This is a genomic window from Rhizobium sp. BK181, assembly GCF_014193305.1.
GTDB lineage: Bacteria > Pseudomonadota > Alphaproteobacteria > Rhizobiales > Rhizobiaceae > Rhizobium.
Genome location: NZ_JACHZA010000015.1, coordinates 45,396 through 72,395, shown reverse-complemented (window position 1 = coordinate 72,395; position 27,000 = coordinate 45,396). Strand labels below are relative to the sequence as shown.

27 protein-coding genes are annotated in these 27,000 nt (G+C 59.7%); 14 read left to right on the top strand and 13 right to left on the bottom strand.

All coding sequences use genetic code 11. The annotated features are described in order from the left end of the window. The 10 genes from FHT77_RS24725 (at position 1) to FHT77_RS24680 (ending at position 10,499) form a co-directional block, all read left to right on the top strand. Positions 1–831: an RNA methyltransferase gene (locus FHT77_RS24725; protein WP_183757466.1), complete on the top strand. Its 831-nt coding sequence runs from the start codon at positions 1–3 to the stop codon at positions 829–831. Further along, positions 812–1,612: a glutamate racemase gene (gene murI / locus FHT77_RS24720; RefSeq protein ID WP_183757465.1), complete on the top strand. Its 801-nt coding sequence runs from the start codon at positions 812–814 to the stop codon at positions 1,610–1,612. The genes FHT77_RS24725 and murI overlap by 20 nt, the downstream gene beginning before the upstream one ends. Before the next feature lie 114 nt (positions 1,613–1,726). Continuing rightward, entirely contained in the window at positions 1,727–2,854 is a 1,128-nt protein-coding gene (locus tag FHT77_RS24715) for an MFS transporter (protein WP_183757464.1), read from the top strand. Between the two features lie 91 nt (positions 2,855–2,945). After that, positions 2,946–4,460, top strand: a complete 1,515-nt coding sequence (locus FHT77_RS24710; protein WP_183757513.1) for an ATP-binding protein — start codon at positions 2,946–2,948, stop codon at positions 4,458–4,460. Positions 4,461–4,613: 153 nt separating this feature from the next. After that, complete coding sequence (gene phoA, locus FHT77_RS24705; protein WP_183757463.1) at positions 4,614–6,071, top strand: alkaline phosphatase; 1,458 nt, start codon at positions 4,614–4,616, stop codon at positions 6,069–6,071. 255 nt (positions 6,072–6,326) lie between these two features. After that, positions 6,327–6,944, top strand: coding sequence for a 30S ribosomal protein S4 (rpsD, locus tag FHT77_RS24700; protein WP_183757462.1), 618 nt, complete (start codon positions 6,327–6,329; stop codon positions 6,942–6,944). Between the two features lie 69 nt (positions 6,945–7,013). Then, a complete protein-coding gene (locus tag FHT77_RS24695) occupies positions 7,014–7,943 on the top strand; it encodes a glutaminase (RefSeq protein ID WP_183757461.1) in 930 nt (309 codons plus the stop codon). Between the two features lie 59 nt (positions 7,944–8,002). Further along, positions 8,003–8,887, top strand: coding sequence for a tRNA 2-thiocytidine(32) synthetase TtcA (ttcA, locus tag FHT77_RS24690; RefSeq protein WP_183757460.1), 885 nt, complete (start codon positions 8,003–8,005; stop codon positions 8,885–8,887). A 30-nt stretch (positions 8,888–8,917) separates the two neighbouring features. Continuing rightward, positions 8,918–9,742: an inositol monophosphatase family protein gene (locus tag FHT77_RS24685; protein ID WP_183757459.1), complete on the top strand. Its 825-nt coding sequence runs from the start codon at positions 8,918–8,920 to the stop codon at positions 9,740–9,742. A gap of 157 nt (positions 9,743–9,899) precedes the next feature. Continuing rightward, positions 9,900–10,499 carry a LysE family translocator gene (locus FHT77_RS24680; RefSeq protein ID WP_246720158.1) on the top strand — a complete coding sequence of 200 codons (600 nt, stop codon included), beginning with the start codon at positions 9,900–9,902 and terminating at the stop codon, positions 10,497–10,499. 59 nt (positions 10,500–10,558) lie between these two features. On the opposite strand, the gene FHT77_RS24675 is transcribed toward FHT77_RS24680, so the two are convergent. The 3 genes from FHT77_RS24675 to grxD form a co-directional block, all read right to left on the bottom strand. Further along, positions 10,559–11,839 (bottom strand): multidrug effflux MFS transporter, encoded by a 1,281-nt coding sequence (locus FHT77_RS24675; RefSeq protein WP_183757457.1) that lies wholly within the window; start codon positions 11,837–11,839, stop codon positions 10,559–10,561. A 35-nt stretch (positions 11,840–11,874) separates the two neighbouring features. Then, a complete protein-coding gene (locus FHT77_RS24670) occupies positions 11,875–13,080 on the bottom strand; it encodes a multidrug effflux MFS transporter (RefSeq protein WP_183757512.1) in 1,206 nt (401 codons plus the stop codon). 143 nt (positions 13,081–13,223) lie between these two features. Next, complete coding sequence (gene grxD / locus FHT77_RS24665) at positions 13,224–13,559, bottom strand: Grx4 family monothiol glutaredoxin (protein ID WP_016554134.1); 336 nt, start codon at positions 13,557–13,559, stop codon at positions 13,224–13,226. Positions 13,560–13,844: 285 nt separating this feature from the next. Between grxD and FHT77_RS24660 the strand changes: the two genes are divergently transcribed. Beyond that, positions 13,845–14,996: a hypothetical protein gene (locus FHT77_RS24660; protein WP_183757456.1), complete on the top strand. Its 1,152-nt coding sequence runs from the start codon at positions 13,845–13,847 to the stop codon at positions 14,994–14,996. A 21-nt stretch (positions 14,997–15,017) separates the two neighbouring features. On the opposite strand, the gene FHT77_RS24655 is transcribed toward FHT77_RS24660, so the two are convergent. The 3 genes from FHT77_RS24655 to FHT77_RS24645 form a co-directional block, all read right to left on the bottom strand. After that, positions 15,018–15,251, bottom strand: a complete 234-nt coding sequence (locus FHT77_RS24655; RefSeq protein ID WP_183757455.1) for a BolA/IbaG family iron-sulfur metabolism protein — start codon at positions 15,249–15,251, stop codon at positions 15,018–15,020. A 19-nt stretch (positions 15,252–15,270) separates the two neighbouring features. Continuing rightward, the gene (gene purL / locus FHT77_RS24650) at positions 15,271–17,505 is read right to left on the bottom strand and encodes a phosphoribosylformylglycinamidine synthase subunit PurL (protein ID WP_183757454.1); all 2,235 of its coding nucleotides are present in this window, start codon (positions 17,503–17,505) and stop codon (positions 15,271–15,273) included. A gap of 314 nt (positions 17,506–17,819) precedes the next feature. Continuing rightward, positions 17,820–19,238: a PLP-dependent aminotransferase family protein gene (locus FHT77_RS24645; protein WP_183757511.1), complete on the bottom strand. Its 1,419-nt coding sequence runs from the start codon at positions 19,236–19,238 to the stop codon at positions 17,820–17,822. 78 nt (positions 19,239–19,316) lie between these two features. Here FHT77_RS24645 and FHT77_RS24640 point away from each other — a divergent pair, with 78 nt between their 5' ends. Further along, positions 19,317–19,574 carry a DUF1127 domain-containing protein gene (locus tag FHT77_RS24640; protein WP_183757453.1) on the top strand — a complete coding sequence of 86 codons (258 nt, stop codon included), beginning with the start codon at positions 19,317–19,319 and terminating at the stop codon, positions 19,572–19,574. On the opposite strand, the gene FHT77_RS24635 is transcribed toward FHT77_RS24640, so the two are convergent. From FHT77_RS24635 to FHT77_RS24605, 7 genes are all read right to left on the bottom strand, one after another. Then, positions 19,575–19,973, bottom strand: a complete 399-nt coding sequence (locus FHT77_RS24635; protein ID WP_183757452.1) for a hypothetical protein — start codon at positions 19,971–19,973, stop codon at positions 19,575–19,577. It abuts the gene before it with no gap. A gap of 47 nt (positions 19,974–20,020) precedes the next feature. Continuing rightward, complete coding sequence (purQ, locus tag FHT77_RS24630; protein ID WP_183757451.1) at positions 20,021–20,692, bottom strand: phosphoribosylformylglycinamidine synthase subunit PurQ; 672 nt, start codon at positions 20,690–20,692, stop codon at positions 20,021–20,023. Positions 20,693–20,700: 8 nt separating this feature from the next. Continuing rightward, positions 20,701–20,946 (bottom strand): hypothetical protein, encoded by a 246-nt coding sequence (locus FHT77_RS24625; RefSeq protein WP_183757450.1) that lies wholly within the window; start codon positions 20,944–20,946, stop codon positions 20,701–20,703. Between the two features lie 21 nt (positions 20,947–20,967). Next, entirely contained in the window at positions 20,968–21,210 is a 243-nt protein-coding gene (gene purS / locus FHT77_RS24620; protein ID WP_007789552.1) for a phosphoribosylformylglycinamidine synthase subunit PurS, read from the bottom strand. Positions 21,211–21,244: 34 nt separating this feature from the next. Further along, the gene (purC, locus tag FHT77_RS24615) at positions 21,245–22,009 is read right to left on the bottom strand and encodes a phosphoribosylaminoimidazolesuccinocarboxamide synthase (RefSeq protein ID WP_007532892.1); all 765 of its coding nucleotides are present in this window, start codon (positions 22,007–22,009) and stop codon (positions 21,245–21,247) included. Between the two features lie 230 nt (positions 22,010–22,239). Further along, on the bottom strand, positions 22,240–24,534 hold the full coding sequence (locus tag FHT77_RS24610; RefSeq protein WP_183757449.1) for an EAL domain-containing protein: 2,295 nt from the start codon (positions 24,532–24,534) through the stop codon (positions 22,240–22,242). 389 nt (positions 24,535–24,923) lie between these two features. Further along, entirely contained in the window at positions 24,924–25,478 is a 555-nt protein-coding gene (locus tag FHT77_RS24605) for an alpha/beta hydrolase (protein WP_183757448.1), read from the bottom strand. A gap of 158 nt (positions 25,479–25,636) precedes the next feature. Here FHT77_RS24605 and FHT77_RS24600 point away from each other — a divergent pair, with 158 nt between their 5' ends. After that, a complete protein-coding gene (locus FHT77_RS24600; protein WP_183757447.1) occupies positions 25,637–26,440 on the top strand; it encodes a DUF2189 domain-containing protein in 804 nt (267 codons plus the stop codon). Positions 26,441–26,511: 71 nt separating this feature from the next. Beyond that, a complete protein-coding gene (locus tag FHT77_RS24595; RefSeq protein ID WP_183757446.1) occupies positions 26,512–27,000 on the top strand; it encodes a low affinity iron permease family protein in 489 nt (162 codons plus the stop codon).

The following is a 27,000-nucleotide window of genomic DNA, read 5'->3' as shown; positions in this document are numbered from 1 at the left end:
ATGGCAGGCACGAACAGCGAGCGGCAACTTCTCAGCGAAGGTCCGGTTATCATCCTCGTCGAACCCCAGATGGGTGAGAACATCGGCATGGTCGCGCGCGCCATGGCGAACTTCGGCCTGGCGGAACTGAGGCTCGTCAATCCGCGCGACGGTTGGCCGAACGAGAAGGCACAGGCTGCCGCTTCGAAGGCAGATCATGTGATCGAGGGCACGAAGGTTTACGAGACGCTGGAACAGGCGGTTGCCGACCTGAATTTTGTCTATGCGACGACGGCGCGGCAGCGGGATGGCTTCAAGCCCGTACGCTCGCCTGTGGCGGCGGCAGAAACGCTGCGAGCGAAGTTCCGCGCAGGTGAGGGCACCGGTATCCTCTTCGGCCGCGAACGCTGGGGACTCAACAACGAAGAGGTAGCGCTCGCCGACGAGATTGTGACCTTCCCTGTCAATCCCGCCTTTGCCTCACTCAACATCGCCCAAGCGGTGCTCTTGATGTCGTACGAGTGGATGAAGTCAGGCATGGAGGATGTCGCGGCCGTTCCCTTCCAGGCGATGTCGCAGACGCAATCCACGAAAGAGCAACTTTTCGGTCTCTACGATCAGTTGGAAGAAGCGCTGGACGCACGCAATTATTTCCATCCGCCCGCGAAAAAGCCGAAAATGGTGGACAACCTGCGCGCAGTCCTTTCCCGCCGCGCGTTCACGGAACAGGAAATCAGTGTACTGCGCGGCGTGATTTCCTCCCTCGACCGCTTCTCGCGGAAATATCCGCGCGGTAGCCGGCCGCCCGTAGACGCCAAGGAACAATCGAAAGATGACAGCAGCGCGGAATGAGCTGAAACCGGTTCTGGTCTTCGATTCCGGTATCGGGGGGCTGACTGTGCTCCGCGAGGCGCGCGTGCTGATGCCGGAGCGCGGGTTTGTCTATATTGCTGACGATGCCGGCTTTCCCTATGGGGGCTGGGAAGAACAGGCGCTCAAGGAACGGGTCATCGGCCTTTTCGCCAAGCTGCTTGTCGACTACGATCCCGAGGTCTGCATCATCGCCTGCAACACTGCCTTCACGCTTGTCGGGGCGGACTTGCGTGCGGCGTTTCCCCGGATGACCTTTGTCGGCACTGTGCCGGCGATCAAACCGGCCGCCGAGCGGACGCGCTCAGGGCTGGTCTCTGTGCTGGCGACACCGGGGACCGTCAAGCGCGCCTATACGCGCGACCTGATCCAATCCTTCGCGCAACAGTGCCACGTGCGCCTGGTCGGGTCCGAAAACCTGGCGCGGATGGCAGAGGCGTATATCCGCGGCGATGCTGTGTCTGACGAGGCTGTGCTTTCCGAGATAGACCAGTGCTTCGTGGAGAAGGACGGTTCGAAGACCGATATCGTGGTTCTCGCCTGCACGCATTATCCCTTCATGGCCAACGTGTTCCGTCGGCTCGCACCCTGGCCCGTCGATTGGCTCGATCCGGCGGAGGCAATTGCCAGACGTGCCCGAAGCCTCGTTCCGCATGTCGCCGATGCCGTGCATCCCGATAACTTCGACTTTGCGGTCTTCACCTCAGGCAATCCTGATTTTGCAACGCGGCGGCTGATGCAGGGATTTGGGCTGAAGGCTTGACGTACGGCGCTGTCGCGCGACGCGGGATCGATCTTGATGCAATAGGGGCTATCGCAAGGCCATGCGACTGCGCAAACTGGGGTTGTGATTCGCATCGATCCCGCCGAGCTCCGCATGTCCTTTCAAAAGCTTGTAATGGCTATCTTTTTCCTGCAGCCGATAGCATTCGGCAGTTGGCTGCCGCGCATCCCCGAAATTCAGGCCCGGCTGGAGCTTGGTCCAGCCGATCTTGCGTTGGCGCTGCTCGGCATGCCGGTCGGGATTCTCGTGACGCTGCCCTTTGCCGGGCGAGTGGTGGCGCGGATAGGGGGTAAGACCACCGTTCTAGCCGGGTTTGTCGTCTTCTCGGTGATCGTCTGCCTTCCCGCTTTCTCTCGAACGTCGATCGAGCTGTTCATCGCGTTGGCGTTGCTTGGCGTTGCAATGTCGACGTTGGAGCTGGGGCTTAATGTCGAAGCGGACCGCGCCGAAAAGGATACTGGCTCCATCATCATGAACCGCTGCCATGGCTTCTGGAGCCTTGGTATCATGGCGGGCAGCCTGCTTGGTTCGGGAATGGTCGCGATTGCTGCCCCTGCCGAATGGGCGATCATGGCAGCCGCCTTCGTCGTTCTGCCGTTTGCCATCGTCGCGAGCCTTCGTCTGCCGCCCGATCGCGAGGCGGGCTCGGTTCCGCCGCACATGCCGTTCAAGCTGCCGAGCAGCGCGCTTCTCGGCATCTGCGCCTTCGTCTTCGGGATCACCATGACCGAGGGCGCGATTGCCGACTGGTCCGCCGTCTATCTCAAGGACGTTTTCCAGACAGACGGCATGATGACGGGTATCGGATACACGATTTTCGCGATGATGGTGGCGACCGGACGCTTCAGCGGCGACCACCTGAAGCAGCGTTTCGGGGCAATCGCGCTGGCCCGTGGTTGTGGGGTGGCGGCTCTTACAGGAATGCTGATTGTCGTCTTTGCTTGGCATAGCCTGGTGACTCTGGCGGGGTTTGCTTTGGTCGGGATCGGCGTGTCGGTCGGTTTCCCCCTGGCTGTCACTGCCGCGGCGAGCCTCAAGGACCGACCGGCGGCAGCCAACGTCGCGATCCTGTCCTTCATGGCTCTCACAGGTTTCCTGATCGGACCTCCGTTGATCGGCTTCATCGCCGAGGTCTTGGGGTTGCGCGTCGGGCTTGCCATTTTGCTGGTTCCGCTGCTGATCAGCTTGGTTTTCACACGGATGCTGAAGCCCAGGTTCTGACGTTTTCTCCTGTGGGTTTGTGTTGCCGTGTTGCCAAAGACACGGTCTGATCTGCTACGACGCCGTGTTTGATTGAAAGAGGAATGTGACATTGCAGGTTGGTATCGATATGGGATCGGCGTCGGGAGGCAATCCGGCCACGCTCGATATCGAGGAGCTTTTGGCTACCCGTCTTCTGGTGCAGGGCAATTCCGGCTCCGGCAAGTCGCATCTGCTCCGTCGTCTGCTGGAGCAGTCCGCGCAGTGGGTGCAGCAGGTCATCATCGATCCCGAGGGTGACTTCGTCACCTTGTCGGACAAGTTCGGTCATGTCGTCGTCGATGGTGAGCGTACCGAAGCGGAGCTTGCCGGCATTGCCAACCGCATTCGGCAGCACCGCGTTTCCTGTGTGCTCACGCTCGAAGGGCTTGAGATCGAACAGCAGATGCGCGCGGCTGCGGCCTTCCTCAATGGCATGTTCGATGCCGATCGCGAGTTCTGGTATCCGGTTCTCGTGGTCGTCGATGAAGCGCAGATGTTCGCGCCGTCGGTCGCTGGCGAAGTTTCCGACGACGCGCGGAAGATGTCGCTCGGCGCCATGACGAACCTGATGTGTCGCGGTCGTAAGCGCGGTCTTGCAGGGGTGATCGCGACGCAGCGCTTGGCAAAGCTTGCCAAGAACGTGGCCGCCGAAGCCTCGAACTTCCTGATGGGCCGCACCTTCCTTGACATCGACATGGCGCGTGCGGCCGATCTGCTCGGGATGGATCGGCGGCAGGCGGAAATGTTCCGCGATCTGAAGCGGGGCAATTTCGTTGCGCTCGGGCCAGCTCTGTCACGTCGCCCGCTGCCAATCCAGATCGGCAATGTCGAGACCTCTGCGCGTTCCTCGAGTCCGAAGCTCATGCCGCTGCCGGATGCCCCGCAGGACGTCGAGGACCTGATCTTCACGCCGGATCCAGAGGAGTTCCAGAGGCCGATCGTGCGCCGTGCTCCGCCGGCGCCACGACCGACCACCGACATCCTTGCCGAACTGTCGCGGTCCGCGCCTGCTGCCTCGGCGCCCGTCTCGGAGGCGCGTTCCTCTCAGCCCGAATTGTCCGCCGAGGAGCGCGAGGAAAGGCTGACGGCGGTGCTGCACGAGATACTCGACGATCCAAGCTCGGGATTCCGAACGGATTCCGTGCTTTATCAGGACTTCCTTGTGCGCCTACGCATGCGCCGGGTTCCGGGCCCTCCGATGTCCCTGCCGGAGTTTCGGCGCCGCGTGGCGATTTCGCGGTCCGGTGTGGATGCCGCCACGGCAGAGACCGAGGCCTGGGCAACGGCATTGTCGCTCTCTTCGGGTGTCACCGACGATCTGCAGGGTGTTTTCCTGATGCTGGCAAAGGCGGCCGTCTGCGGCGAGCCGTGCCCATCCGATGCGCGGATTGCCCGCGCTTATGGCACTCATTCGGCCCGGCGGGCGCGACGCCTGCTCGGCTATTTCGAGGAGCAGGGGACGGTCGTGGTCCACACGGATTTCGCCGGCAAACGTATCGTCGCGTTCCCCGATATGAATTGCCAGACGGCTCCCGGCGATGCCAACGCGCCCGATGCGGATGAAATGCGCTCCGCAGCGGAATGAAGACTGGACCGAGCGGGAACAGCCAACTCGGTCTATAGTCAATCTCTAATGTCACACGAGGAAGTTGCTTTTGTCACAAGAGCTTCATCCGGGTGGTGGATAAGGCGCGCGACCCATGTGGTCGATGCGGATTATCAAAAGGAGATCTCGATCATGAGAAACAACGTTCGTCACCAGCTGCTGCGCCTTGTCGTCGGCGGCCTGCTTGCAACCGTCGCCATCCAGCCAGGCTATGCCGACGACGCAGCGAACAAGCTTCTGCAGCGCGCGGCAAGCGCCGATCTGAGTGCTCCTGGTGGTGCACGCCGCCTTTCCGGCGATATTACCGAAGCCTATCGCGCGGCGCTCAGCGACACACGCCCGAAGAACGTCATCCTGCTGATCGGTGACGGCATGGGCGATTCCGAAATCACCATCGCACGCAACTATGCTGTTGGCGCCGGCCAGTATTTCAAGGGCATTGACGCGCTGCCGGTCACCGGCCAGTACACGCATTATTCGCTCGACAAGAAGACGGGCAAGCCGACCTACGTCACCGACTCCGCTGCCTCGGGCACCGCCTGGGCGACCGGTGTTAAGTCCTATAACGGCGCAATCGGCGTCGACATTCACGAGAAGGCGCACGAAACCCTGCTCGAGAAGGCAAAGGCTGCCGGCATCGGCACCGGGAACGTCTCGACCGCCGAACTGCAGGACGCCACACCCGCGGTCCAGATCGCGCATGTGACGCAGCGCAAGTGCTACAGCCCTGCATCCACGACCGAGAAGTGCCCCACGAACGCGCTTGAAAACGGTGGCAAGGGTTCGATCAGCGAGCAGCTGCTGAATGCCCGAGCCGACGTGACGCTCGGCGGTGGCGCCAAGAGCTTCGCCGACACCGCAAAGGCCGGCGAATGGAAGGACAAGACGTTGCGTCAGCAGGCCGAGGAGCGTGGTTACAAGATCGTCTCGAATCTCGACGAGCTTCAGGCGGTCAAGCAGGCGAATGACAGCGCGCCAGTGCTCGGTCTGTTTGCCGAGGGCAACATGCCTGTTCGCTGGGAAGGTCCGAAGGCCAGCCACTACGGCAATGTCGAGAAGGAGCCTGTCGTCTGCAAGCCGAACGAGAAGCGCACGGCGGCGACCCCGACGTTGGCACAGATGACGTCGAAGGCGATCGAGTTGCTTCGGACAAATGAGAAGGGCTTCTTCCTGCAGGTCGAAGGCGCCTCGATCGACAAGCAGGATCATGCCGCCAATCCGTGCGGACAGATCGGCGAAACCGTCGATCTCGACGAAGCCGTTCAGGAAGCGCTGAAGTTCGCTCAGGAAGCCGGCGACACGCTCGTTATCGTCACCGCCGACCATGCGCACGCCAGCCAGATCGTCGATGCCGATACGAAGGCTCCGGGCCTGACGGAAGCGCTGATGACGAAGGACGGCGCTGTCATGGCCGTGAGCTACGGCAACTCCGACGACGCTGACGATCAGGGTCACACCGGCTCGCAGCTGCGTATCGCTGCCTTTGGACCGCGTGCCGCCAATGTCACCGGCCTGACGGACCAGACGGATCTGTTCTATACGATCAGCGACGCACTCGGCCTGAAGACCGAAACGGCGAGCGCCAAGTAAGCTCCCAAGCCTGGCACATCGGGGTTATTGAGGGGCGAGGGCGTGGAATTGTGATTGACATTCCAGCGACTTCGCCCTAAAGACCGCGCAGCACCGGGCAGAGATGTCCGGTGTTTCATTTGACATGTCCCGTGGATTTGTCCTGTTCGCGTAATGGGATGATCCTGTCGGATCCTCGAAAGAAGATCAAAGGAGGGCGTGTTTCCTTCGAGCGGTTTGGCAACAAACCGCCGTAACACTCTGAAAGGAAATACGATGAGCAAGCGCGAATCGTCCAAGTACAAGATTGACCGCCGTATGGGCGAAAACATCTGGGGCCGTCCGAAGTCCCCGGTGAACCGCCGCGAATACGGCCCGGGCCAGCATGGTCAGCGCCGCAAGGGCAAGCTTTCGGACTTCGGTGTGCAGCTGCGCGCCAAGCAGAAGCTCAAGGGTTACTACGGTGACCTGCGCGAGAAGCAGTTCCGTGCAATCTTCGCTGAAGCCTCCCGCCGCAAGGGCGATACCTCTGAAAACCTGATCGGTCTTCTGGAGTGCCGGCTGGACGCGATCGTCTATCGCGCCAAGTTCGTTCCGACCGTTTTCGCTGCCCGCCAGTTCGTGAACCACGGCCACGTGACTGTGAACGGCGTCCGCGTCAACATCGGTTCCTACCGTTGCAAGGCTGGCGATGTCATCGAAGTTCGTCAGAAGTCGAAGCAGCTCGTTTCCGTTCTGGAATCGATTTCCCTGGCTGAACGCGATGTTCCGGACTACATCGAAGTCGACCATAACAAGATGGTTGCGACCTTTGCTCGTGTTCCGGCGCTCGGCGACGTACCTTATCCGGTCGTCATGGAGCCGCATCTGGTGGTCGAATTCTATTCGCGTTAATCGCGAGGCGTTTTCGCTTACGGAAAAGCCGCCTCTTGGGGCGGCTTTTTTGTTATCTGGGGAGATACGATGACGGACTTGCAGGCAGTTCTCGACAGCATCCATAAGGAACTGGCGCCCCGTATCGGCGAAGGCAAAGTTGCGGACTATATTCCAGAGCTTGCCAAGGTGGACCCGAACCAGTTCGGCTTGAGCGTGATGACCGTGGACGGCAAGGTCTATAACGTCGGCAATGCAGACGTGCCGTTCTCCATCCAGAGCATTTCAAAGGTTTTCATGCTGACGCTTGCGCTCGGCAAGGTCGGCGAGGGCTTGTGGAAGCGCGTCGGCCGTGAGCCTTCGGGCTCGGCGTTCAATTCGATCGTCCAGCTCGAGCACGAGCAGGGCATTCCGCGCAATCCCTTCATCAACGCCGGTGCAATTGCGGTGACAGATGTCGTCATGGCCGGCCATGCGCCGCGCGAGGCGATCGGCGAGTTGCTGCGGTTCGTCCGCTATCTGGCGGATGATGAGTCGATCAGCATCGATGATCGCGTTGCAAAGTCAGAGACGCAGACGGGCTACCGCAATGCGGCGCTCGCCAATTTCATGCGTTCCTATCGCAACCTCGATCATCCCGTCGATTACGTGCTTGGCGTCTATTTCCACCAGTGCGCTCTATCGATGACTTGCGAGCAACTGGCGAAGGCAGGGCTCTTCCTTGCCGCACGTGGCAGCAACCCGATGACCGGCCATTCGGTTGTATCGCCGAAGCGGGCCCGGCGCATCAATGCGCTGATGCTGACATGCGGCCACTACGATGGTTCCGGCGACTTCGCCTACCACGTCGGCCTTCCCGGAAAGAGCGGCGTCGGCGGCGGTATCTTTGCTGTGGCCCCCGGCATCGCGTCCATCGCTGCGTGGTCACCGGGCCTGAACAAGGTCGGCAACTCGCAGCTCGGTGCCGTCGCGCTCGAGATGCTGGCCGCACGCACGGGCTGGTCGGTTTTCGGGGATTGATGCTGGGTTGTCTTGGCGCTTTCTGCTAAGGCGGAGGCAGTGACTGATTGGAAGAGAGAATGAACATCGCAGCCAACATTGCCGATGAGCTTGAAACGCCGAACGCGGACGGCGCGATCGCGCACGCGCTCTTTGCCGAAGCTCCGAACTCGGTATCGTTCAATAAGCTGCGCAAGCGGCTGCTGCGAAACGTCAGGCAGGCATTCGACGATTTTGCCATGCTGAAGGGGCAGAAGCGTTGGCTGATCGGTGTCTCCGGCGGCAAGGATTCCTACGGGTTGCTCGCCCTTCTCCTCGACCTGCAGTGGCGCGGTCTTCTGCCGGTGGAACTGATCGCCTGCAATCTCGACCAGGGCCAGCCGAACTTCCCCAAGCATATCTTGCCTGAGTATCTTACCAAGGTAGGGGTCAAGCATCGCATCGAATATCGAGATACCTATTCGATCGTGAAGGAGAAGGTTCCGGAGGGGGCGACCTATTGCTCGCTCTGTTCGCGCCTGCGCCGCGGCAATCTTTACCGAATTGCCAGGGAGGAGGGGTGCGACGCATTGGTGCTTGGTCACCACCGCGAGGACATTCTCGAAACCTTCTTCATGAACTTCTTCCACGGCGGGCGGCTCGCCTCGATGCCGGCGAAGCTGCTCAATGACGAGGGCAACCTGATGGTACTGCGCCCGCTCGCCTATTGCGCGGAAGACGACATGGCGAAGTTTGCGGCTGCGATGCAGTTTCCGATCATTCCCTGCGATCTCTGCGGCTCCCAGGACGGGCTGCAGCGCAATGCGATGAAGGACATGCTCGCCGATATCGAGCGGCGCATGCCCGGCCGCAAGGACACGATGCTGAGGGCACTTTCGCATGTGAACCCATCGCATCTGCTTGATCCAAAGCTTTTCGATTTCGCCGGTCTGATGGCTGGAGAGACCGCGCCGAAAAGCGAATAGTCGGCCCTCACGCCAAAAGAAGGAAAGTCCATGAGTTCCACGATAGATGTAACGACGCTTGCCGATCTCCTGAGGCGGGCGGCGAAGGCAGAGATATTGCCCCGGTTCCGTCGACTTGGGGGCGATGACGTCCGGGCCAAGAGCGAGGCGACGGACCTGGTGACGGAAGCCGACCTGCACGCGGAGCGGATGATCAAAGCGGAAGCCGGCGCGCTTTGGCCAGATGCGGTGTTCATCGGGGAAGAGTCGGTCGCTGCGGATCCTGACCTGCTTGGGAGGCTCGAGGGAGCGGACTTTGCCATCGTCGTTGATCCGGTGGATGGTACGTTCAATTTCGCGTCCGGGATTCCGGCTTTCGGTGTCATGGCCTCCGTGGTGTTCAAGGGTGAAACCGTTGCTGGCATCATCTACGACCCGATGGGTGACGATTGGGTGATTGCGGAGACAGGCGGCGGCGCATGGCTTCGACGTCCTGACGGGGAGGCAGAACGGCTCTCCGTTGCGGCGCCTGTCGCGCTGGAGGACATGGTCGGCATGGCATCTACCGGCTTTCTGCCGAAGCCGAAGCGCAGTGAAATCCTTGCGAATTTGGCCAAGGTTCGATTTCTTGCCAACTATCGCTGTGCCGCTCACGAATACCGCGCCTTTGCTGGCGGGCACGTGCACTACCTGATGTATAACAAGCTGATGCCCTGGGATCATCTTGCGGGCACACTTATCAGCATCGAGGCCGGCGCCCATGCGGCCCGTTTCGACGGTTCGCCCTACCTCCCGCATCACACCAGCGGCGGCTTGCTGATTGCGCCTGACCAGGACAGCTGGGACAATCTGCGGCGTGAAGTCTTCACCATCTGATGTCGAGGCGGCCGCCTCACGCGGACTGCCACCACTAACTTGCGCTTCGTGGGTGCGATATTCGCGCTCCCAACAGAACGCCGTGCGCACAGACGTACAATACGGATAGGCACGCCTATCGTAGATATCCTCTCGCTTTTGCAATGACGAGGAGGGAATGATGGATATCGCGCAGGCGCTGGCTTTCTTGCTGTTTGCGTTTATCGCGGCCGTTACGCCGGGACCCAGCAACACCATGATCCTGTCCACCGGTGCCGCTGTCGGCACCTTGAGAGGCATCGGCTGTCCGCTCGGCGCATCGCTGGGCATGGGCGTGATGATCGTTCTAAGTGCTTTTGGCGTCGGAGAAATTGTCGCCGCCGCACCGGCCATCGTAATAGCGTTGAAGATGGCGGGATCTCTGTTTCTGCTGTGGCTGGCTTGGAAGATCGCCAATGCCGGTACGGTCGAAGCGAATGGACAGAGGCGGGCGGTCGGATTTCGGCAGGCTTTTCTATTCCAATGGCTGAACCCGAAAGGCTGGCTGGTCGCGCTGAGCGCAGGTAGCACCTTCCTTGTATCCTCGCAGCAGGCTCAGACTAGCGGCGCTATGTGGATGGGTGTGCTGTTTGCAGCAGCCGCGTTTCCGGCTGGGTTCCTTTGGCTCGTCCTGGGTGCTCTCGTGGCCCAGGTTCTGCGGACCTCACGCGCGGCGAGGTTCTTCAATATCGCCATGGCGTTTGCGCTGGCTCTGTCGGTTGCTCTTGTGTGGCGCTAACTCCTGAAAGAATTGCGCCCGCAACGACGTGTCGCGGGCGATAAGGAACGCTCTACGCGTTAGAAATGACCGCCGCCCGCATCGAGTTGCGGGCTGTCGCCCGGATGCGTGAAGAGCTTGCCGCCTTCCGCCCAGAGCGTCGCCGCGATACTGATCGCACCGAACACGGCAAAGCCACCGAAGAGCGGCTGGACAGTGCCGTTGAAGAGCTGGCCAACCGTGCCGCCGAGGATCGCGCCGAACGTCGTCGACACGAAGCCGGTGATGGCGGTTGCTGTGCCCGCGAGGTTACCCATCGGCTCCAGGCTGATCGCTGTGAAGTTGGTCGCGATGACTGCGAACATCATCAGCAGGATCGTAAACAGCGCATAGGCGAAGGCGAAATCGGGCCGTCCGCCCAGCGCTTTGACGTAGCCGATTGCCGAAACAATGGTGAAGACGATCATGGCGACATGCGAGATACGCCGCATGCCGAACTTACGCACGAAGAAGCCGTTGGCGAAGTTTGCGACCGCGATGCCGCCAGCCGTTGCCGCAAAGGCAATCGGCAGCCAATCGCCAAGGCCGTAGACTTCACCGAAAACCTGCTGGACCGAAATGACGTAGGCGCTGATGACAGCCGTGAACATCGTCAGGCCGATCATGTAGCCGCACGTGATCTTATTCGTCAGAACGGTCTTGAAGCCATCGAGAACGGAGCCGACCGATAGCGGAATGCGCTCTTCCTTCGGAAGCGATTCCTTCAAGCGCAGTGATGCCCAGACAAACAGGATCCCACCAACGAGACCAAGCAGGATGAAGATCCAGTGCCAGTTGGCATAGGTGATGATCAGCTGACCGACGGAGGGCGCCACGATCGGAACGATCATGAAGACGATCATCACGTAGGACATGACCCGCGCCATCTCGCGGCCGCCGAAGCAGTCGCGAACGATCGCCATGGTGGTGATGCGGACAGCTGCGCCGCCGAGGCCCTGGACGAAGCGCATGATCAGCAGCATTTCGAAGCTGCCGGTGGCGGCAGCAGCGAACATGGCGAGCACATAAACGGCGAGGCCGCCAAGCAGGATGTTTCGGCGTCCGAAGGTGTCAGACAGGCTGCCGAAAATGATCTGCGAGACGCCGAAGCCCAGGAAGAAGACGCCGATGACCAGCTGCGCATCGTTGGCGTTGGCGACGCCGAGCGAATGGCCGATTGCGGGCAGGGCCGGCAACATGCTGTCGATCGCCATCGCGACACTGGCGGTCATGATGGCGATGGTGATGACAAATTCGACGAAGCCCATGCCTATTCGGCGGGAGCCTTGATTCTCAACATGAGGTTTATGTGGTGGCGTCATAATGGAAATCCTGAAATACGGGACGGGCGACCCATTCAGACCGCGGGATTATGCGGTTGAAAGAGGCGCCCTTTTTCTGCGATCAAAACGAAGATCAGACCGATGATCGAGACGGTGAAATAGCCTGCGACCATCGGCAGTGCGGTGCCGTTGAAAGCCTGTCCGATGCCGGCGCCGATCAGAGCGCCGCCGACGGTGCTCATGAAGCCCAGCACGGACGAGGCCGTTCCCGCAACATGACCAAGCGGTTCCATGGCAAGCGAATTGAAGTTCGAGCCGATCCAGCCGAACTGGAACATCGCCAGGCCGAAGAAACTGATAAAGAGGAAGAATGGCATCGGGTGCGGCCCGAGGAGGAGCGCTGCGAGCCAAATGGTGTTGACGGCGATGAAGCCGGTCAGTGCACCATGCGACAGGCGCCGCATCCCGAACTTGCCGACGAGCCGCGAGTTGAGGAACGACGACAGCGACATGAAGACGGCGACACCGGCGAAAGCGAGCGGAAAGTAGGCGCCGAGATCATAGATCCCCACGTAGATCTGCTGGGCGGAATTGATGAACCCGAACAGCGATCCGAAGATGAAGGTGGTAGCGATCGTGTAGCAGAGCGCGATGCGGTTCGTGAGAACAAGCTTGAAGCCGCCGATGACGGAGCGCGCCGTGAACGGCCGCACGTTCGAAGGATGCAATGTCTCGGGAAGGCGCATGTAGGCCCAACCCGAAATCAACGCCGCCATCACCGCGATAAACACGAAGATCAGGTGCCAACTGCCGAAAAACATGATGATCTGACCGCTCCCCGGCGCGATGACGGGGACGATCATGAAGACCATCATGATCAGCGACATGACCTCTGCCATCTGGCGACCGCCGTAGACGTCTCGCACGATGGAGATGGTGATGACGCGTGTAGCTGCGGAACCAATACCCTGGATGAAGCGAAGCACGAGGAGGCCGGTGAAAGTCGGCACCAGTGCGATCCCAAGGGCGGAACAGATATAAATCGCAAGACCGATCAAAAGCGGCAGGCGGCGGCCAAAGCGGTCGGAGAGGGGCCCGTAGAACAGTTGCGCCGAACCGAAGCCGAGGAGATACGCAGAAACGACAAACTGACGGTGATTTTCACTCTCAACGCCGAGGCTTGCACCGATCTGCTGCAGCGCCGGAAGCATGATGTCGATCGCGAGCGAATTGATCGCCATAAGGAAGGCTGCGAGCGCAATGAACTCCCCTTTGCCCATGGGCAATCGGCCCGCGTGCACGGCTTGTGATGAATCTGTCACAATGAAATTCCCAAAAACAGGCCAAGGCGCTGTTCAGCACAGCGCCTCGGACTCAAAATACAGATTTGGAAACCGGGCGAAGCGTCCGGTGACCGGGCAGGTCAGGCGGCGCCGCGAACGGTGACGCCGTGTTCCTGCAGGTGCTGCTGCAACTCACCGGCCTGGAACATTTCCCGGACGATGTCGCAGCCGCCGACGAACTCGCCCTTTACGTAAAGCTGTGGGATCGTCGGCCAGTTGGAATAATCCTTGATGCCCTGGCGGATTTCGGAGTCAGCGAGCACGTTGATGCCCTTGTAATCGACGCCGATGTAATCGAGAATCTGCACGACCTGGCCGGAGAAACCACACTGCGGAAACTGCGGCGTGCCCTTCATGAAGAGGACGACGTCGTTGCTCTTGATCTCGTTGTCGATGAATTCGTTGATACCGCTCATAGGGACCTAATCCTTTCCACAGGCGAGTTAAAGGCCCGCCGTTTCAATCGTTAAGCTTAGATAGCATGTGATCGCCGGAATTCCAGCAGGCGCCGGCAAAAAAAGAGCACCCTATCGGTTTGCGGGAGGCGGATTGTTGCGCTTGCGTTACGCCAGTTGCTGAACCGGCGCGAGAAGGCATTCGGCGCAATCGGTCTCGGGGTAACTTACCCGGATTTCGCCACAATTGTCGCGGAATGCGTCGCAGCAATTTATCGGCCGCGTGCGCGGCAACGAAAGAAAATAATGACATTGATTTCGAAGAGGGTGGTTCTCCATTTTCCGGGGTTCGAGCCACTTGACGGGCGTGCTCACAGAGCACGCTACGAACGATCGGCAAAGCAAAGTGCCGCGGTTTGGGACTGTGGAGTTACCATCGGCGAGCCCAAATGCATGTCGGATTCGACAAGTTTCAAGGTGACGTCGATTGCGGATGGTTGGGAAACCAACAGCCATATTCATGTCTTTGATCACAATGCTCTGGTGGAGCGGCTTGGAGCCGGCAGCCGGGCGTGGCAAATTCTCGCGGGCTTTTGGGCCGCTCTGCAGGTCATCGGTTACGGCGGGATGGCCGGCTATTTCAAGTATGCATGGCGATTTGGACTGTTCTTCATCTTCCCGTTTCTGATGATGATCCTCGGATTCTCGCTCAGCGCAACGATCGCCGTCATCCCGGTTGGAATGGAATTGCCGGCCCCTCATCTCTTCTGGAGCGTGGGGTTGGCGTCGTGCTTCTTCGTCTTCGCGTTCCTGCCCTTTGCCGAGCGCTTCTACACATTGCATCTCTTCGCGGACTGGCGCATGGCGGTAGCGCTCGCTCGCATGAGCCATTCGGAATTCAATGAATGGCTCGATCGCTGTGCTGTGGCAGCGCGTGCCGCTTTGTCGGAATCGGCGGATGAATACGTGATCTCGTCTCACAGCATGGGTTCGAGCGTTGCCGCGCATGTGATCGGGCGCCTTCTCGAGGAACAACCAGATGTCTTCAGCGATAAGAGAGTGGTGTTCGCAACGCTCGGGTCGGCGCTTCTGCAATGTGCGCTGTTGCGTCCGGCGAAATTGCTGCGCTCACGCGTGGGCCTGATCGCGCGATGCGAAAACGTCTGCTGGCTCGACGTCCAGTGCCTGACGGATGCAATTCACTTCTACAAGGTGCCGGTCGTGGCCGTTTGCGGACATCGCGATCTACGCCCTGCCAAGATGGTGTTCATCCGCGTCAAGCAAATGCTGACGGTCGAACATTACCGCAAGATCAAGAAGGACTTTCTGCGCGTGCACCGACAGTATGTCCTGGGGTCGGATCTGCGGGCGCCGTTTGATTTCACGCTGCTGACGGCCGGCCCACGCTCGGCACTCGTGCTTGCCAAGGCCGGCTACAGCAAAATGCCCGGCTTCTAACCGGGCATTTTTCGTTCGATATCAATCAGGCGCCGATGTCTGCAGGGCCAGGGCGTGCAATATGCCGCCCATGTTACCCTTAAGAGCCTCGTAGACCATCTGGTGCTGCTGCACGCGGCTCTTGCCGCGAAATGCTTCGGCGACGACCTCGGCAGCATAATGGTCGCCGTCACCAGCGAGATCTCGGATGGTCACCCTGGCGCCGGGGATGCCGGCTTTGATCATGTCTTCGATATCACCGGGTTTCATAGGCATGATCGTTACTCCTTGCGCATTATTCCGTGGCAGCGAGTGTGCCATGGCCTTCCATGTAATCAGGGAACCATGATTCATGGGCGTCGCGCAATTGCTGAATCGGCAGCGACAGCAGATCGTCGACCACGAGCTTGTCGCCTTCAACCGTGCCGAGGCGGCGGAACGGGACACCCGCACCTTCGGAATTTGCGCAGACGAAGCTCGCAACGTCCGCCGGGACGGTCAGGACATAGCGGGCCTGATCCTCGCCGAACAGCAACGCGTGTGGTGCACCCCTGCATTCATTGAGGCTAATCTTGAGGCCCTTGCCTGACGCCATCGCCATTTCGGCGAGAGCAAGGACGAGGCCGCCGGAAGAGATGTCGTGGCAGGCGGTTGCCTGGCCATTACGGATGACCGAGCGTACGAAGTCGCCATTGCGGCGCTCCGCAAAGAGATCGACTTCAGGGGCCGGGCCTTCAATGGTGCCAACGATATCCCGCAGATAGGCCGACGAGCCGAGATGGCTGCCGTCCGTTCCGATCATGATGACCTTGTCGCCATTGGAGGCGCTGCCGATACGCGCCATCTTCTTCCAGTCAGGCAGAAGACCGACGCCGGCGATCGTCGGGGTCGGCAAGATCGCAACGCCATTGGTTTCGTTATAGAGCGAGACGTTACCCGACACGATCGGGAAATCGAGGACGCGGCAGGCTTCGCCGATGCCTTTTACTGCCAGGACGAACTGGCCCATGATTTCCGGCTTTTCAGGATTGCCGAAGTTCAGGTTGTCGGTGGCCGCCAACGGCTCTGCCCCTGTGGCGGTGATATTGCGCCAGCACTCTGCGACTGCCTGTTTGCCGCCTTCAAAAGGATCGGCCTCGACATAGCGCGGTGTGACGTCAGAGGAGAACGCGAGGGCTTTGGTCGGATGGTTCTCGACGCGAACGACGCCGGCATCGCCACCCGGAAGTTGGAGCGAATTGCCCTGGATCAGGGTGTCGTACTGTTCGTAGACCCAGCGGCGGCTTGATTGATTCGGAGAACCGACAAGCTGCAACAGCGCCTGACCGTAGTCTGCCGGTTCGGCCACGAGATTTGCGGGGAGGGGCGCGCGCTTATCCGACTCGCGCCACGGACGATCATACTCAGGCGCCTGGTCGCCGAGATCCTTGATCGGCAGGTTTGCAACTTCCTCGCCCTGATGAACCACGCGGAAACGAAGGTCGTCGGTCGTCTTGCCGACGATCGCGAAATCGAGGCCCCACTTGACGAAGATCGCCTTCGCGACGGCTTCCTTTTCCGGTTCCAGAACCATGAGCATGCGCTCCTGGCTTTCCGATAGCATCATTTCATAGGCCGTCATCTGCTCTTCACGCACCGGCACGGTATCGAGATCAAGGAGAATACCCAGATCGCCCTTGGCGCCCATTTCGACGGCCGAGCAGGTGAGGCCCGCAGCACCCATGTCCTGGATGGCAATAACGGCGCCAGTCTGCATCAGTTCGAGGCAGGCTTCGAGCAGGCACTTTTCGGTAAAGGGGTCACCGACCTGGACGGTCGGGCGCTTTTCCTCGATCGACTCGTCGAATTCGGCCGAAGCCATTGTCGCCCCGCCGACGCCATCGCGGCCCGTCTTTGCGCCGAGATAGACGACCGGCAGGCCGACGCCCTTGGCTTCCGACAGGAAGATCGCGTTCGACTTTGCGAGGCCAGCCGCGAAGGCGTTGACCAGGATGTTGCCGTTGTAGCGGGCGTCGAATTCGACTTCGCCGCCGACCGTGGGCACACCGAAGGAATTACCATAACCGCCGACACCCGAGACGACACCGGAGACGAGGTGACGAGTCTTCGGATGGTCCGGCTCGCCGAAGCGCAGCGCATTCATTGCAGCGATCGGGCGTGCACCCATGGTGAAGACGTCGCGCAGAATGCCGCCGACGCCGGTTGCCGCGCCCTGATACGGCTCAATGTAGGAGGGGTGGTTGTGGCTCTCCATCTTGAAGACAACGCAGTCGCCATCATCGATATCGACCACACCGGCATTCTCGCCGGGCCCCTGGATGACGCGCGGGCCTTTGGTCGGCAGGGTGCGCAACCACTTCTTGGAGGATTTATAAGAGCAGTGCTCGTTCCACATCGCCGAAAAGATGCCGAGCTCCGTGAAGGTCGGTTCGCGGCCGATCAGGTCCAATATCCGCTGATACTCGTCTGGCTTCAGGCCATGGGCGGCAATCAGTTCGGAGGTGATCGGGCGGGTATTGGAAATGGTCATGAGCTCTCGGAAGTCCCTGCCGTTGCGCGATTGCGGTGTCTTTAGCCTAACTGGATGGAACGCGCGACAGGAAAATGCCCGCTGTTAACAGACAGGGGGCACCGAATGGTAACTATCATGGTAGCTTAGAACTTGTAGCCGACCTGAATACCGGCGCGCGTCATGCCGTTGGAAATTCGATTGCCATTCAGATTCCCTCATCCGACTCGCGTCAGGGTCTGTCTGAATTCGTAGCATCGATCGGGGCTTGATAAAGCGAGTATGAAAGGGGCTTGGGCCTTTTACTTCGGATGTGCGGCTAATCTAGCGCAGACTCAGATCTCACCGTCATAACCCGCGCCGCCGCTTTCTAGCAGGCGTCGCAATGTCGTGAGGCCCGCAACCAAATCGTCGCGGTCTCGGGGCGAGGAGAAGCCTACTCGAACGCGATGATAGACTTTCTCAGCTCGCGCAGCCTTGAATTCGTCCTCGTCGTCAATCAGCACGCCCTCTCCGTAAGCAGCGTTCTTGAACGTTCCCGACAGCCAGGGATCCGGCAGCTTCAGCCACAGGAAGGGGACATGCGGATGTGATACGAAGTCGTATCCTTGCAACTGCTCCCGTGCGAGACGCTCACGGATGGCGAGTTCCACCGTGCTGGCCTTACGGATTTCGTGTGCCTGACCGCTCTCGACGAGACGCGCGCAAGCCTCGGCCAGAATGAATGGCAGTCCGCCGGTGATCATCTTGTGTGTCACCTTGATCCGCTGAGCAAAATGCGGCGGGCAGGCGACCCAGCCGCCCCGCACGCCGGCAGCCACCGATTTCGAAAGGCCACTGATCAGGAACGTGCGATCGGGTGCGAGCGACGCAAGCAAGGGGTTTTCGTCGCCGGTCATACCACCGTAGAGATCGTCTTCGATTAGCCAGACACCGTGGCGGCGCGCTATCTCGGCGACGCGTGCCCGGCGCTCGTGCGGCATCGTCGCGAGGGTGGGATTGTGCGCGGTCGGCATGAGGAATGCGAGCTTTGGGTGCTGCTGAAGGCACAGGCGCTCGAAGTCATCAGGAATCACGCCATTTTCGTCGGACTCGACGGTGATCGTACGGCGGCCGAGAATACGTGCGCTGCGGCTCACCTGCGTATAGCTCAACTCTTCGAAGACGATCTTGTCACCGGGCGACGACACGGCTGAGATGACGGCGACAGCAGCCGCGTGGGCTCCAAGGGTAGGGACGATGTTTTCCGTTTCCGGCATCCAATCGTTTCTGGCGAGCCAACGCCGGCCGGCCGCGTACCAGTTCTTGGGAAACACACGCGAATAGGACGAAATCTCGGAGAGCTGCTCCTCGCCGATCGCGGCAAGAACACTGCCGATAATCTTGCCCTGGCCAAGATCCGGCGCGGCCGTGGTGTCGAACCGTATCTTACCGGCGGGCGCATCGATCGGGCGTGTTCCGCCGAGCGCAACCGTCAGCGGGTCCGGTTGATTCCCGGGTGCTGTCTCGGCGCGATCGAGCACGTAAGTCCCGCGGCCGACTTCTCCGGCGACGAGGCCGCGCTCGTGCACGAGCGCATAGGCTCGGCCGATTGTCCCAATTGTTACGCCGATATCATAGGCGAGGTTCCGTTGCGGCGGCAATTTGCTGCCAGCAGCCAAGGTGCCACTGGCTATGGCTGATTCAATGCTGTCCGCGATCCGGAGGTAAACCGGGCCTGAGCCGCGCGAAACATCTGGGAGCCAATTTGTCATCATGACAATTATCTATATTGTCACCCTCCATGCGTCAACATTATCTCCACGACAGATACAATTCATTTGGAGAATGATATGTCTGTCGTTCCAGAAAGCGACACCCGGATTGCATCTCTACCTTCCGGGGTGCAATCGATTCAATACCGTGTTTCGCGAGAGTTGCCCTTCGGCCGGGCAGTGCTTCAATCCGCATGGCGATGGCTCTTATATCGACATGAGAAACGGCAGAGCCGTAGGGCTCTGCTCGATCTGACGGATGACGCGCTGTTAGATATTGGCGTCACGCGTGCGGACGCGCGTAAGGAAGCCGGCAAGTCGTTCTTTTGGGACTGATCAGCCGCAGGCCTTGTTGCCCGAGGCCCAGCGGGTGACATCGTTGACAATGCGCGGTCCGGTGGCGCTTTGCATCATCGGACCAAAGGCGTCGAGCTTTGAGGGATTACCTTCCGCTTGAACGACGAGCAACGGGCGGCTCTCGGGGCTTCCCTTGTGCACGACAAGAATGCGAGGGCGGCCGGAAAAGGAATTCAATTCCGGCGCCAGCCTGTATGCGGCGAAGGCCGCATCGCCGGATTTGAACCAGCAGGAGTTCGCCCCAAGAGCAACGCGCTCCATGGTAGACAGCGCGCTGCGGTCAGGACCCTTCGCCGGCGTATTCGATTGGCAGGACGCAACCAGCGCCGCGGTTGCGGCAATCGCGAAAACACGTGTCGTCGTAAGGCGAGGGCGCATCAACTTGCTCCAATGGACCGGATGAATGGCCTCTTACGTGCCGAAGGTTAAGCAGCGATTACCTCGAGAGCAGAAGCGAACAGGCCACGGCCGTCGGAACCGCCATGTGCTGCTTCGATGAGGTTTTCCGGGTGCGGCATCATGCCGAGGATGTTGCCTTTGTCGTTCATGACAGCGGCAATATCGTTGATGGAGCCGTTCGGATTGGTGCCTTCCGCATAGCGGAAAACGACCTGGCCGCTGCCTTCGATCCTCGCCAGGGTCTCGGCATCGGCGAAGTAGTTGCCGTCATGATGGGCGACTGGGCTACGAATGATCTGGCCCTTGGAATAGGCGCGGGTGAAATCGGTGTCTGCGTTGACAACTTCGAGCTTGATCTCACGGCAGACGAACTTGAGGGAGGCATTACGCATCAGCGCGCCGGGAAGCAGACCGGCCTCGAGAAGGATCTGGAAGCCGTTGCAGACGCCGAGAACCTTGACACCCTTGTTTGCCTTTTCGATGATTGCCTGCATGACCGGCATGCGCGCCGCGATGGCACCGCAACGGAGGTAGTCGCCATAGGAAAAGCCGCCAGGGATGACGATCAGGTCGACGTCTGGAATGTCCGTCTCCGTTTGCCAGATGGTCGCCGGCGCGTGACCAGAGATTTTCGTCAGTGCAGCGATCATGTCGCGATCGCGATTGAGACCCGGAAGTTGAACGACGGCTGATTTCATGAGTGCGACTAAAACCTTGTTTGTGCTTCTGCAAGTTCTCGAAGGACGAGACGCTTTTCAATTCGCTCCAGCCGGCCTTCATGCCGGCCGAGGACGCCGTAAATACTATGTATTTCCTGCTGCATCGAGGTCATCGTGTCGCGCATGCAGTGCATTTCGCTCCGGATTTCGTCGAGTGATGCATCCAGCGTATCGATGTGCTCGTGCATTTTCGTCAACAACTCAAGCACGAGCTCTTGCGTCAATTCAGCCATCGAGTGCGCTCCACGACTAGGTTAGTCGACGGAAATATTATAGTTCTCGATCACCGTATTTGCGAGGAGTTTTTCACACATTGCCTTGAGGTCACTCTCCGCTTTCGCCTTGTCAGCGCCTTCGAGTTCGACGTCAAAAACCTTGCCCTGACGAACATGGCCCACACCATCGAAGCCGAGTGCGCCAAGGGCGCCCTCGATTGCCTTGCCCTGCGGATCGAGAACGCCGTTCTTCAGCGTGACGGTTACACGAGCCTTGATCACTTTATCGTCCCTGTCTTTGCTTAGCCTGAAAGTCTTACTTCACGAGCACTGGACCGGTGCCGCGCACAGGTTCGTTCTCGTTGATGATGCCGAGGCGGCGCGCAACTTCCGAATAGGCTTCGAGAAGTCCACCCATGTCGCGGCGGAAGCGGTCCTTGTCCATCTTTTCGCGGGTATCGATATCCCAAAGACGGCAGGAATCCGGCGAGATCTCGTCGGCCAGGATAATGCGCATCATGTCGCCTTCATACAGGCGGCCGCATTCGATCTTGAAATCGACAAGCTGGATGCCGACGCCGAGAAAGAGACCGGTCATGAAGTCGTTGACGCGGATGGCGAGCGCCATAATGTCATCGAGCTCGGCGGGGTTGGCCCAGCCAAATGCCGTAATGTGCTCTTCGGAGACCATTGGATCGTCGAGCGCGTCGGACTTGTAGTAAAACTCGATGATCGAGCGCGGCAGCACTACGCCTTCTTCGATGCCGAGGCGCTTCGACAGCGAGCCCGCGGCAACGTTGCGGACGACGATCTCAAGCGGGATCATTTCCACTTCGCGGATCAACTGCTCGCGCATGTTGAGACGGCGAATAAAGTGCGTCGGAATCCCGATCTTGTTCAGATGGCTGAAGATGTATTCCGAAATGCGGTTGTTCAGGACGCCCTTGCCATCGATGACTTCGTGCTTTTTCTTGTTGAAGGCGGTGGCATCGTCTTTGAAGAACTGGATCAGCGTGCCCGGCTCCGGGCCCTCATACAGAATCTTTGCCTTGCCCTCGTAAATACGGCGGCGACGGTTCATTGCAATTGTTCTCTATCGTTGGCGCTCTTGGGATAGCGCGAGTGGATCGATCTCGTGGCGTCCCCTTAAAGGAAAAGCGAGGGTTTCACAATCCGCCTGTCACTCCTTCCCCGGAATCCGGATTGCCGGAGTGCCGCTAAGAGAATCGAAGACTTTCTGCGAAGGAGTTTACAGGTTTTTTGCGATCAACGGAATGTGAGCCGCCCCCATCGAGGCAGTCATGCAGACCTTTATCTTTGGCCGGAGCCGTTGACCGACTTGCGCAGATCCTGCTGGAGGCCCCTGGCAGGGCCTTCCACGCCCCGCCAGGACGCGGCTCGTACGAAAGGCGCTATCTGCATCGCGGGCATCGGACGGGCCAGCGCATACCCCTGAAGCATATCGCAGCCGAGGTCGTAGAGAATGCGGACGTGATCCATCGTCTCGACGCCCTCGGCGGTGACCAGAATATTCAGCGAGCGGCCGATATCGATGATCGAACGGACCAGTTTTCGCTGCTCTGCCGAATGCGGCAGCATGCGGATCAGTTCGCGGTCGATCTTCAAGGTCTTGGGGCTCAGCTTCAAAAGGCTGACGATCGACGCGTGGCCCGTGCCGAAGTCATCGATCTCGATATCGATGCCGAGCCGGCGCAGGTGCCGGAGGTTGGCGATCACAGCATCGTCGCAGTCGTCCAGCGAGATCGATTCCAGCAGTTCAAATGAAATCGTCCGAGGTTCGATCTTCAGGCCACGAAGCTTCTTCGCGAGGTTCGGATCTGCGAGGCGACGTGACGAGACGTTGACTGCGATCTTGGGGATGCGGAGGCCCTCATCCGCCCATCGCTTGCGATCAGCCAGCGCCTGCTCGAGGATAAGGCCGTCGATCGTCGAGACAACATCCAGATCCTCGGCGATCGCGAGGAAGCGATCGGGTGCCAGCAAACCGTGTTCCCGATGCTGCCAGCGCGCCAGGGTCTCGACGCCAGCAACTTCGAGCGTTCGGGCATGGAACTGCAACTGGTAAAACGGAACAAACTCGCCGCGTTCCAGGCCCAACAGGATTTCATCCGCCAAGCGCTTGCTGGCGATGATGCGTCGCCGCTCATCGGTCGAGAAGAATTCGTGCCGGTTGCGGCCGCCGCTCTTGGCGCGGTAGAGGGCAATATCCGCATTCAGCAGAAGCTGCTTGGCGTCGAGTGCCGGGCCGCTATCCGTCGCAATGCCGACGCTTGCGCCGAAACGGCAATCGTGACCCTCGTAACGTATAGGCTTGCAGAGTTCGCGAATGATGCGCTCAGCGAGATTGGAGATTTTCTTTGGGGTGACGTCCAGCGTGCAGAGGACGACGAATTCGTCGCCGCCAATACGAGCGACGAAATCGGTGGAACGGACATTTCTCTTCAATACCTGCGCGGCATGCTTCAACATCGCATCGCCGGCGCGGTGGCCAAGCGTATCGTTGATCTGCTTGAAGCGATCGAGATCGATGTGGAGGATTGCGAGCGTCAGCCCCGTGCGGCGACATTCGGTCGAACGTTCGTCCAGCATCCGGTCCAGATATCGGCGATTGGGTAGCTCGGTGAGATAGTCATGCAGAGCCAGATGCTCGATGTTCTCCTTGGCGCTTTCGAGTTCCTTGTTGCGGGCTTCCGCGAGATCCTTGGCGCGCTGCAACTCGTTATTAAGCCGCACTTCGGCAGTGACATCCCAATTCGCACCGATCAGCTTGCGACGTCCGTCGCTGTCAAGAAAGAAAGCAGCCTTTGCGCGAATGACGCGCTCGATACCGTCCTGCCTGATGATGCGGAACTCGTGCTCGAAATCCGTGTTGTTCGCGACGCTGTCATTGATCGTTGCCAGCACGCGCTCCCGGTCGTCGGGATGCAGCGAAGCCTCCCAAGCGTTGCCGGTGTTCGCCGGTGACGTGTCTGCAATGCCGTAGATCGCCAGAAGGCGGTCGTCCCAATCGACTGTGCCGTTTTCGATGTCCGCCTCGAAGACGCCGATGTTGGAGATATCGAGGGCGAGATCGAGGCGCCGCGACACGTGCGCGAGCCGCTCTTCCGCCTCCTTGCGCTCGGTGATGTCCGTATCGGTGCCGACGAGCCGGGCAGGGGCACCGTTTTCGTCCCATTCAACACAGGCGCCACGGCACTCAATCCAGATCCAATGGCCGTCTCTATGCCTCTCGCGATATTCGAAAATCTGATAATCCGGGTCGCCGGCATTCTGACGATCGATAGCCTTTACGACGAATTCCCGATCGTCCGGGTGGATGAGCTCGATCCACGCATCATAGTCGCCGTCGGCTTCCTCATCGGGCGCCATGCCGCGCATGACTTTCCACGTGTCGGAATAATAGCGCTTGCCAAGACGAAGATTGTGATCCCAGACGCCGAGGCCCGATCCCACAAGAGCGTAGTTCCAGCGGCTCTCGCGCTCCGAGAGTTCAGCACCATTCTGCGGCGCCATGCTGCCGTCAAACGCTGCAGCTTTGACCTTGGTTTTAGATTTGGCCCGTTTATCGGGAGTTGCTTGCTTCAAACTGCATACTCGCTCTTTTAGCGTGTATATATTTTGCATTTATTGAATTAAACAGCCCTTAATGTCGCCAAAATAATAATAATGTGAAAACAAAGGCTTAGTTGCGCCTTCATCGCGCGGCTCCTGGGACGCGGCTAATTTTTCCAAAGTCTGCCTACACTTGCCCGGCGGCACCCTATATCGCCCGGATCGGGGGGAGGAAGTGACATGTCTCCAGAATGGCCGATGTTCATACTGCAATGCATCGTTCTCGTGGGCCTGGCGGGCGTTCTCTTCATTCGCGGCGAGGGCGATTAGCCGACAATCAGCCGCCATGGTGCTTGTTTCCGCGACGCGTGTCCTCGCGCCGCTGCCGATCTCATTGATGCTACCCCGGCAGGGCGGCTAGGCTATGGCTTCAAGCGGCTGAGAAACTGCGCAAACACCATGGTGCCTTCCGGCCAAGGACCGTGACCGGACTCGCTGTTGATGTGGCCGGCTTCCCCGGCGTCGATGAGGAGTGATCCCCAGCTTGCAGCGATATCATCAGCATGCTCGTAACTGCCGAAGGGATCGTTGCGACTGGCGATCGTAAGAGTGGGAAACGGAAGGGGATCGCGCGGGTACGGGCCGAACGTCATCAGATGCTTTGGCCGTATGGCCGGATTCGCGACGTCGGGCGGTGCGACGAAAAATGCCCCGGCAACCTTGTTGCGAAAATGCGGAATGGCATGGATAGCCGACGGGATGCCGAGCGAATGCGCTACGAGAACCACCGGCTGCGTCGCGGCATTGACTTCTTCGGCGATGCGGCGAACCCAATCGTCGCGGACCGGCTTCGACCATTCCGCCTGTTCGACGCGACGAGCCGTACTGAGCTTGGCCTCCCAGCGGCTTTGCCAGTGGTCGGGACCGGAGTTCGTGTAACCGGGGATGATGAGAATTTCGGCGTCTGAAGCTTTCATGATCGCCGGATTTGAGAAAGCTTGGCTGCGATGTCAAGGGAGGGTGGGACAAGGCCGCCGAAATTTGTTATGTTTTTCGGCAGTGCCGGTTGCGTCTCGTATCGGCGTCGTCGCCGATCCTTTCGCTGCCGGCCATCTTGGCTGAGGAGGAGAAAGCCATGACGGCATTCCATGTTATGTCGGGTGCGAGCGATGTCTACACACGCCCGGTCGTCAACAAGATCAGCGTTGCAGATGTCTTCGATGCGCTACGGCGCGGGCTCGATGATTTTCGAGAAAAACCATCCCACTATGTCTTTCTATGCCTGATGTATCCTATCGCCGGGATTTTTCTTGCGCTCGCAACATCGAGTGCCAACCTCCTGCCGATGATTTTTCCGCTTATCTCAGGCTTCGCGCTGATCGGTCCGATTGCCGCGATTGGCCTCTATGAGATCAGCCGCAGGCGTGAAGCCGGTATGGACACCTCCTGGACGCATGCGATCGAAGTAACGAGATCGCCGGCGTTCCCATCGATCATTGCCGGCGGATTGCTGCTGTTCGGCTTCTTCATTGTCTGGCTGGTCGCCGCGCAGACACTTTATGCCAACGTCTTCGGCGACGTCTTCCCTCGCTCGGTCTCGTTGTTCTTCTCGGAGATCTTCGGCACCCCTGAGGGATTGCAGCTAATCATGTGGGGACATGTTCTCGGTCTCGGCTTTGCCATCGTCGTTCTCGCCACGACCGTCGTGACCTTCCCCTTGTTGCTGGATCGAGACGTCGGGCTCGTCTGCGCAATGGAAACTTCCGTTAGGGCAACTGTCGCCAATCCGATCCCTGTCTTGTGCTGGGGTCTGATCATCGCCGTGTCCCTCATCGTCGGTACGATCCCGTTGTTCGTTGGGCTGGCGCTCGTGATGCCGGTGCTCGGCCACGCGAGCTGGCACCTCTACCGGAAGCTCGTCGCGCCGCCGGTCGTCTGACAGCGGCAAGACGGGGAACTGCGACGCCTCCCTTGGAGTTTCGCTGAGGCGGATACCGAGGGAGGTTAGATATGGCTACACCACAGCATCTCTTTACCCGTTTTGCCGGCAAGACGTCTGAATGGGCCGGCCGGCCGGCAACGTTCGTGCTTGCCGTCGTGCTGGTCGCAGCCTGGGCAGGGACCGGCCCAGTTTTCGGGTTCTCCGAGACTTGGCAGCTTGTCATCAATACCGGCACGACCATCATCACGTTCCTGATGGTCTTTGTACTGCAGAATGCCCAGACACGGGACGCTCGGGCTGTACAGGCCAAACTCGACGAAATCATTCTCACCAGTCACGCGGAAAACCGCTTCATCGGCATCGAGCATCTTGACGAAGAGGACCTGCAACATCTCGATCGCCTCGTCGCCAAGGCGGCGAAAGGCGTTCGCAACGAACGGTCAGCAAGATCGTCGAATACCGAGACTGACGCTGACGAGGCGAGCGACGACAGCGCATCGACAAAGCCTACAAGAGCGAAACGAAAAACGGCGCCTGCGAAGGCGCCGTCTCATTGA

Excerpts from the sequence above, each read along its gene's own strand:
- FHT77_RS24640 (WP_183757453.1), top strand. The coding sequence starts at position 19,317 with ATGTCTGTCGTTCCAGAAAGCGACACCCGGATTGCATCTCTACCTTCC.
- FHT77_RS24675 (WP_183757457.1), bottom strand. The coding sequence starts at position 11,839 with ATGACGCCACCACATAAACCTCATGTTGAGAATCAAGGCTCCCGCCGA.
- FHT77_RS24685 (WP_183757459.1), top strand. The coding sequence starts at position 8,918 with ATGAGTTCCACGATAGATGTAACGACGCTTGCCGATCTCCTGAGGCGG.
- FHT77_RS24600 (WP_183757447.1), top strand. The coding sequence starts at position 25,637 with ATGACGGCATTCCATGTTATGTCGGGTGCGAGCGATGTCTACACACGC.
- rpsD (WP_183757462.1), top strand. The coding sequence starts at position 6,327 with ATGAGCAAGCGCGAATCGTCCAAGTACAAGATTGACCGCCGTATGGGC.
- FHT77_RS24695 (WP_183757461.1), top strand. The coding sequence starts at position 7,014 with ATGACGGACTTGCAGGCAGTTCTCGACAGCATCCATAAGGAACTGGCG.
- FHT77_RS24635 (WP_183757452.1), bottom strand. The coding sequence starts at position 19,973 with ATGCGCCCTCGCCTTACGACGACACGTGTTTTCGCGATTGCCGCAACC.
- purL (WP_183757454.1), bottom strand. The coding sequence starts at position 17,505 with ATGACCATTTCCAATACCCGCCCGATCACCTCCGAACTGATTGCCGCC.
- FHT77_RS24715 (WP_183757464.1), top strand. The coding sequence starts at position 1,727 with ATGTCCTTTCAAAAGCTTGTAATGGCTATCTTTTTCCTGCAGCCGATA.
- FHT77_RS24655 (WP_183757455.1), bottom strand. The coding sequence starts at position 15,251 with ATGCCTATGAAACCCGGTGATATCGAAGACATGATCAAAGCCGGCATC.
- FHT77_RS24725 (WP_183757466.1), top strand. The coding sequence starts at position 1 with ATGGCAGGCACGAACAGCGAGCGGCAACTTCTCAGCGAAGGTCCGGTT.
- ttcA (WP_183757460.1), top strand. The coding sequence starts at position 8,003 with ATGAACATCGCAGCCAACATTGCCGATGAGCTTGAAACGCCGAACGCG.
- FHT77_RS24680 (WP_246720158.1), top strand. The coding sequence starts at position 9,900 with ATGATGGATATCGCGCAGGCGCTGGCTTTCTTGCTGTTTGCGTTTATC.
- purQ (WP_183757451.1), bottom strand. The coding sequence starts at position 20,692 with ATGAAATCAGCCGTCGTTCAACTTCCGGGTCTCAATCGCGATCGCGAC.
- grxD (WP_016554134.1), bottom strand. The coding sequence starts at position 13,559 with ATGAGCGGTATCAACGAATTCATCGACAACGAGATCAAGAGCAACGAC.
- phoA (WP_183757463.1), top strand. The coding sequence starts at position 4,614 with ATGAGAAACAACGTTCGTCACCAGCTGCTGCGCCTTGTCGTCGGCGGC.
- FHT77_RS24660 (WP_183757456.1), top strand. The coding sequence starts at position 13,845 with ATGACATTGATTTCGAAGAGGGTGGTTCTCCATTTTCCGGGGTTCGAG.
- FHT77_RS24645 (WP_183757511.1), bottom strand. The coding sequence starts at position 19,238 with ATGACAAATTGGCTCCCAGATGTTTCGCGCGGCTCAGGCCCGGTTTAC.
- murI (WP_183757465.1), top strand. The coding sequence starts at position 812 with ATGACAGCAGCGCGGAATGAGCTGAAACCGGTTCTGGTCTTCGATTCC.
- FHT77_RS24625 (WP_183757450.1), bottom strand. The coding sequence starts at position 20,946 with ATGGCTGAATTGACGCAAGAGCTCGTGCTTGAGTTGTTGACGAAAATG.
- purC (WP_007532892.1), bottom strand. The coding sequence starts at position 22,009 with ATGAACCGTCGCCGCCGTATTTACGAGGGCAAGGCAAAGATTCTGTAT.
- FHT77_RS24605 (WP_183757448.1), bottom strand. The coding sequence starts at position 25,478 with ATGAAAGCTTCAGACGCCGAAATTCTCATCATCCCCGGTTACACGAAC.
- FHT77_RS24670 (WP_183757512.1), bottom strand. The coding sequence starts at position 13,080 with ATGGGCAAAGGGGAGTTCATTGCGCTCGCAGCCTTCCTTATGGCGATC.
- FHT77_RS24595 (WP_183757446.1), top strand. The coding sequence starts at position 26,512 with ATGGCTACACCACAGCATCTCTTTACCCGTTTTGCCGGCAAGACGTCT.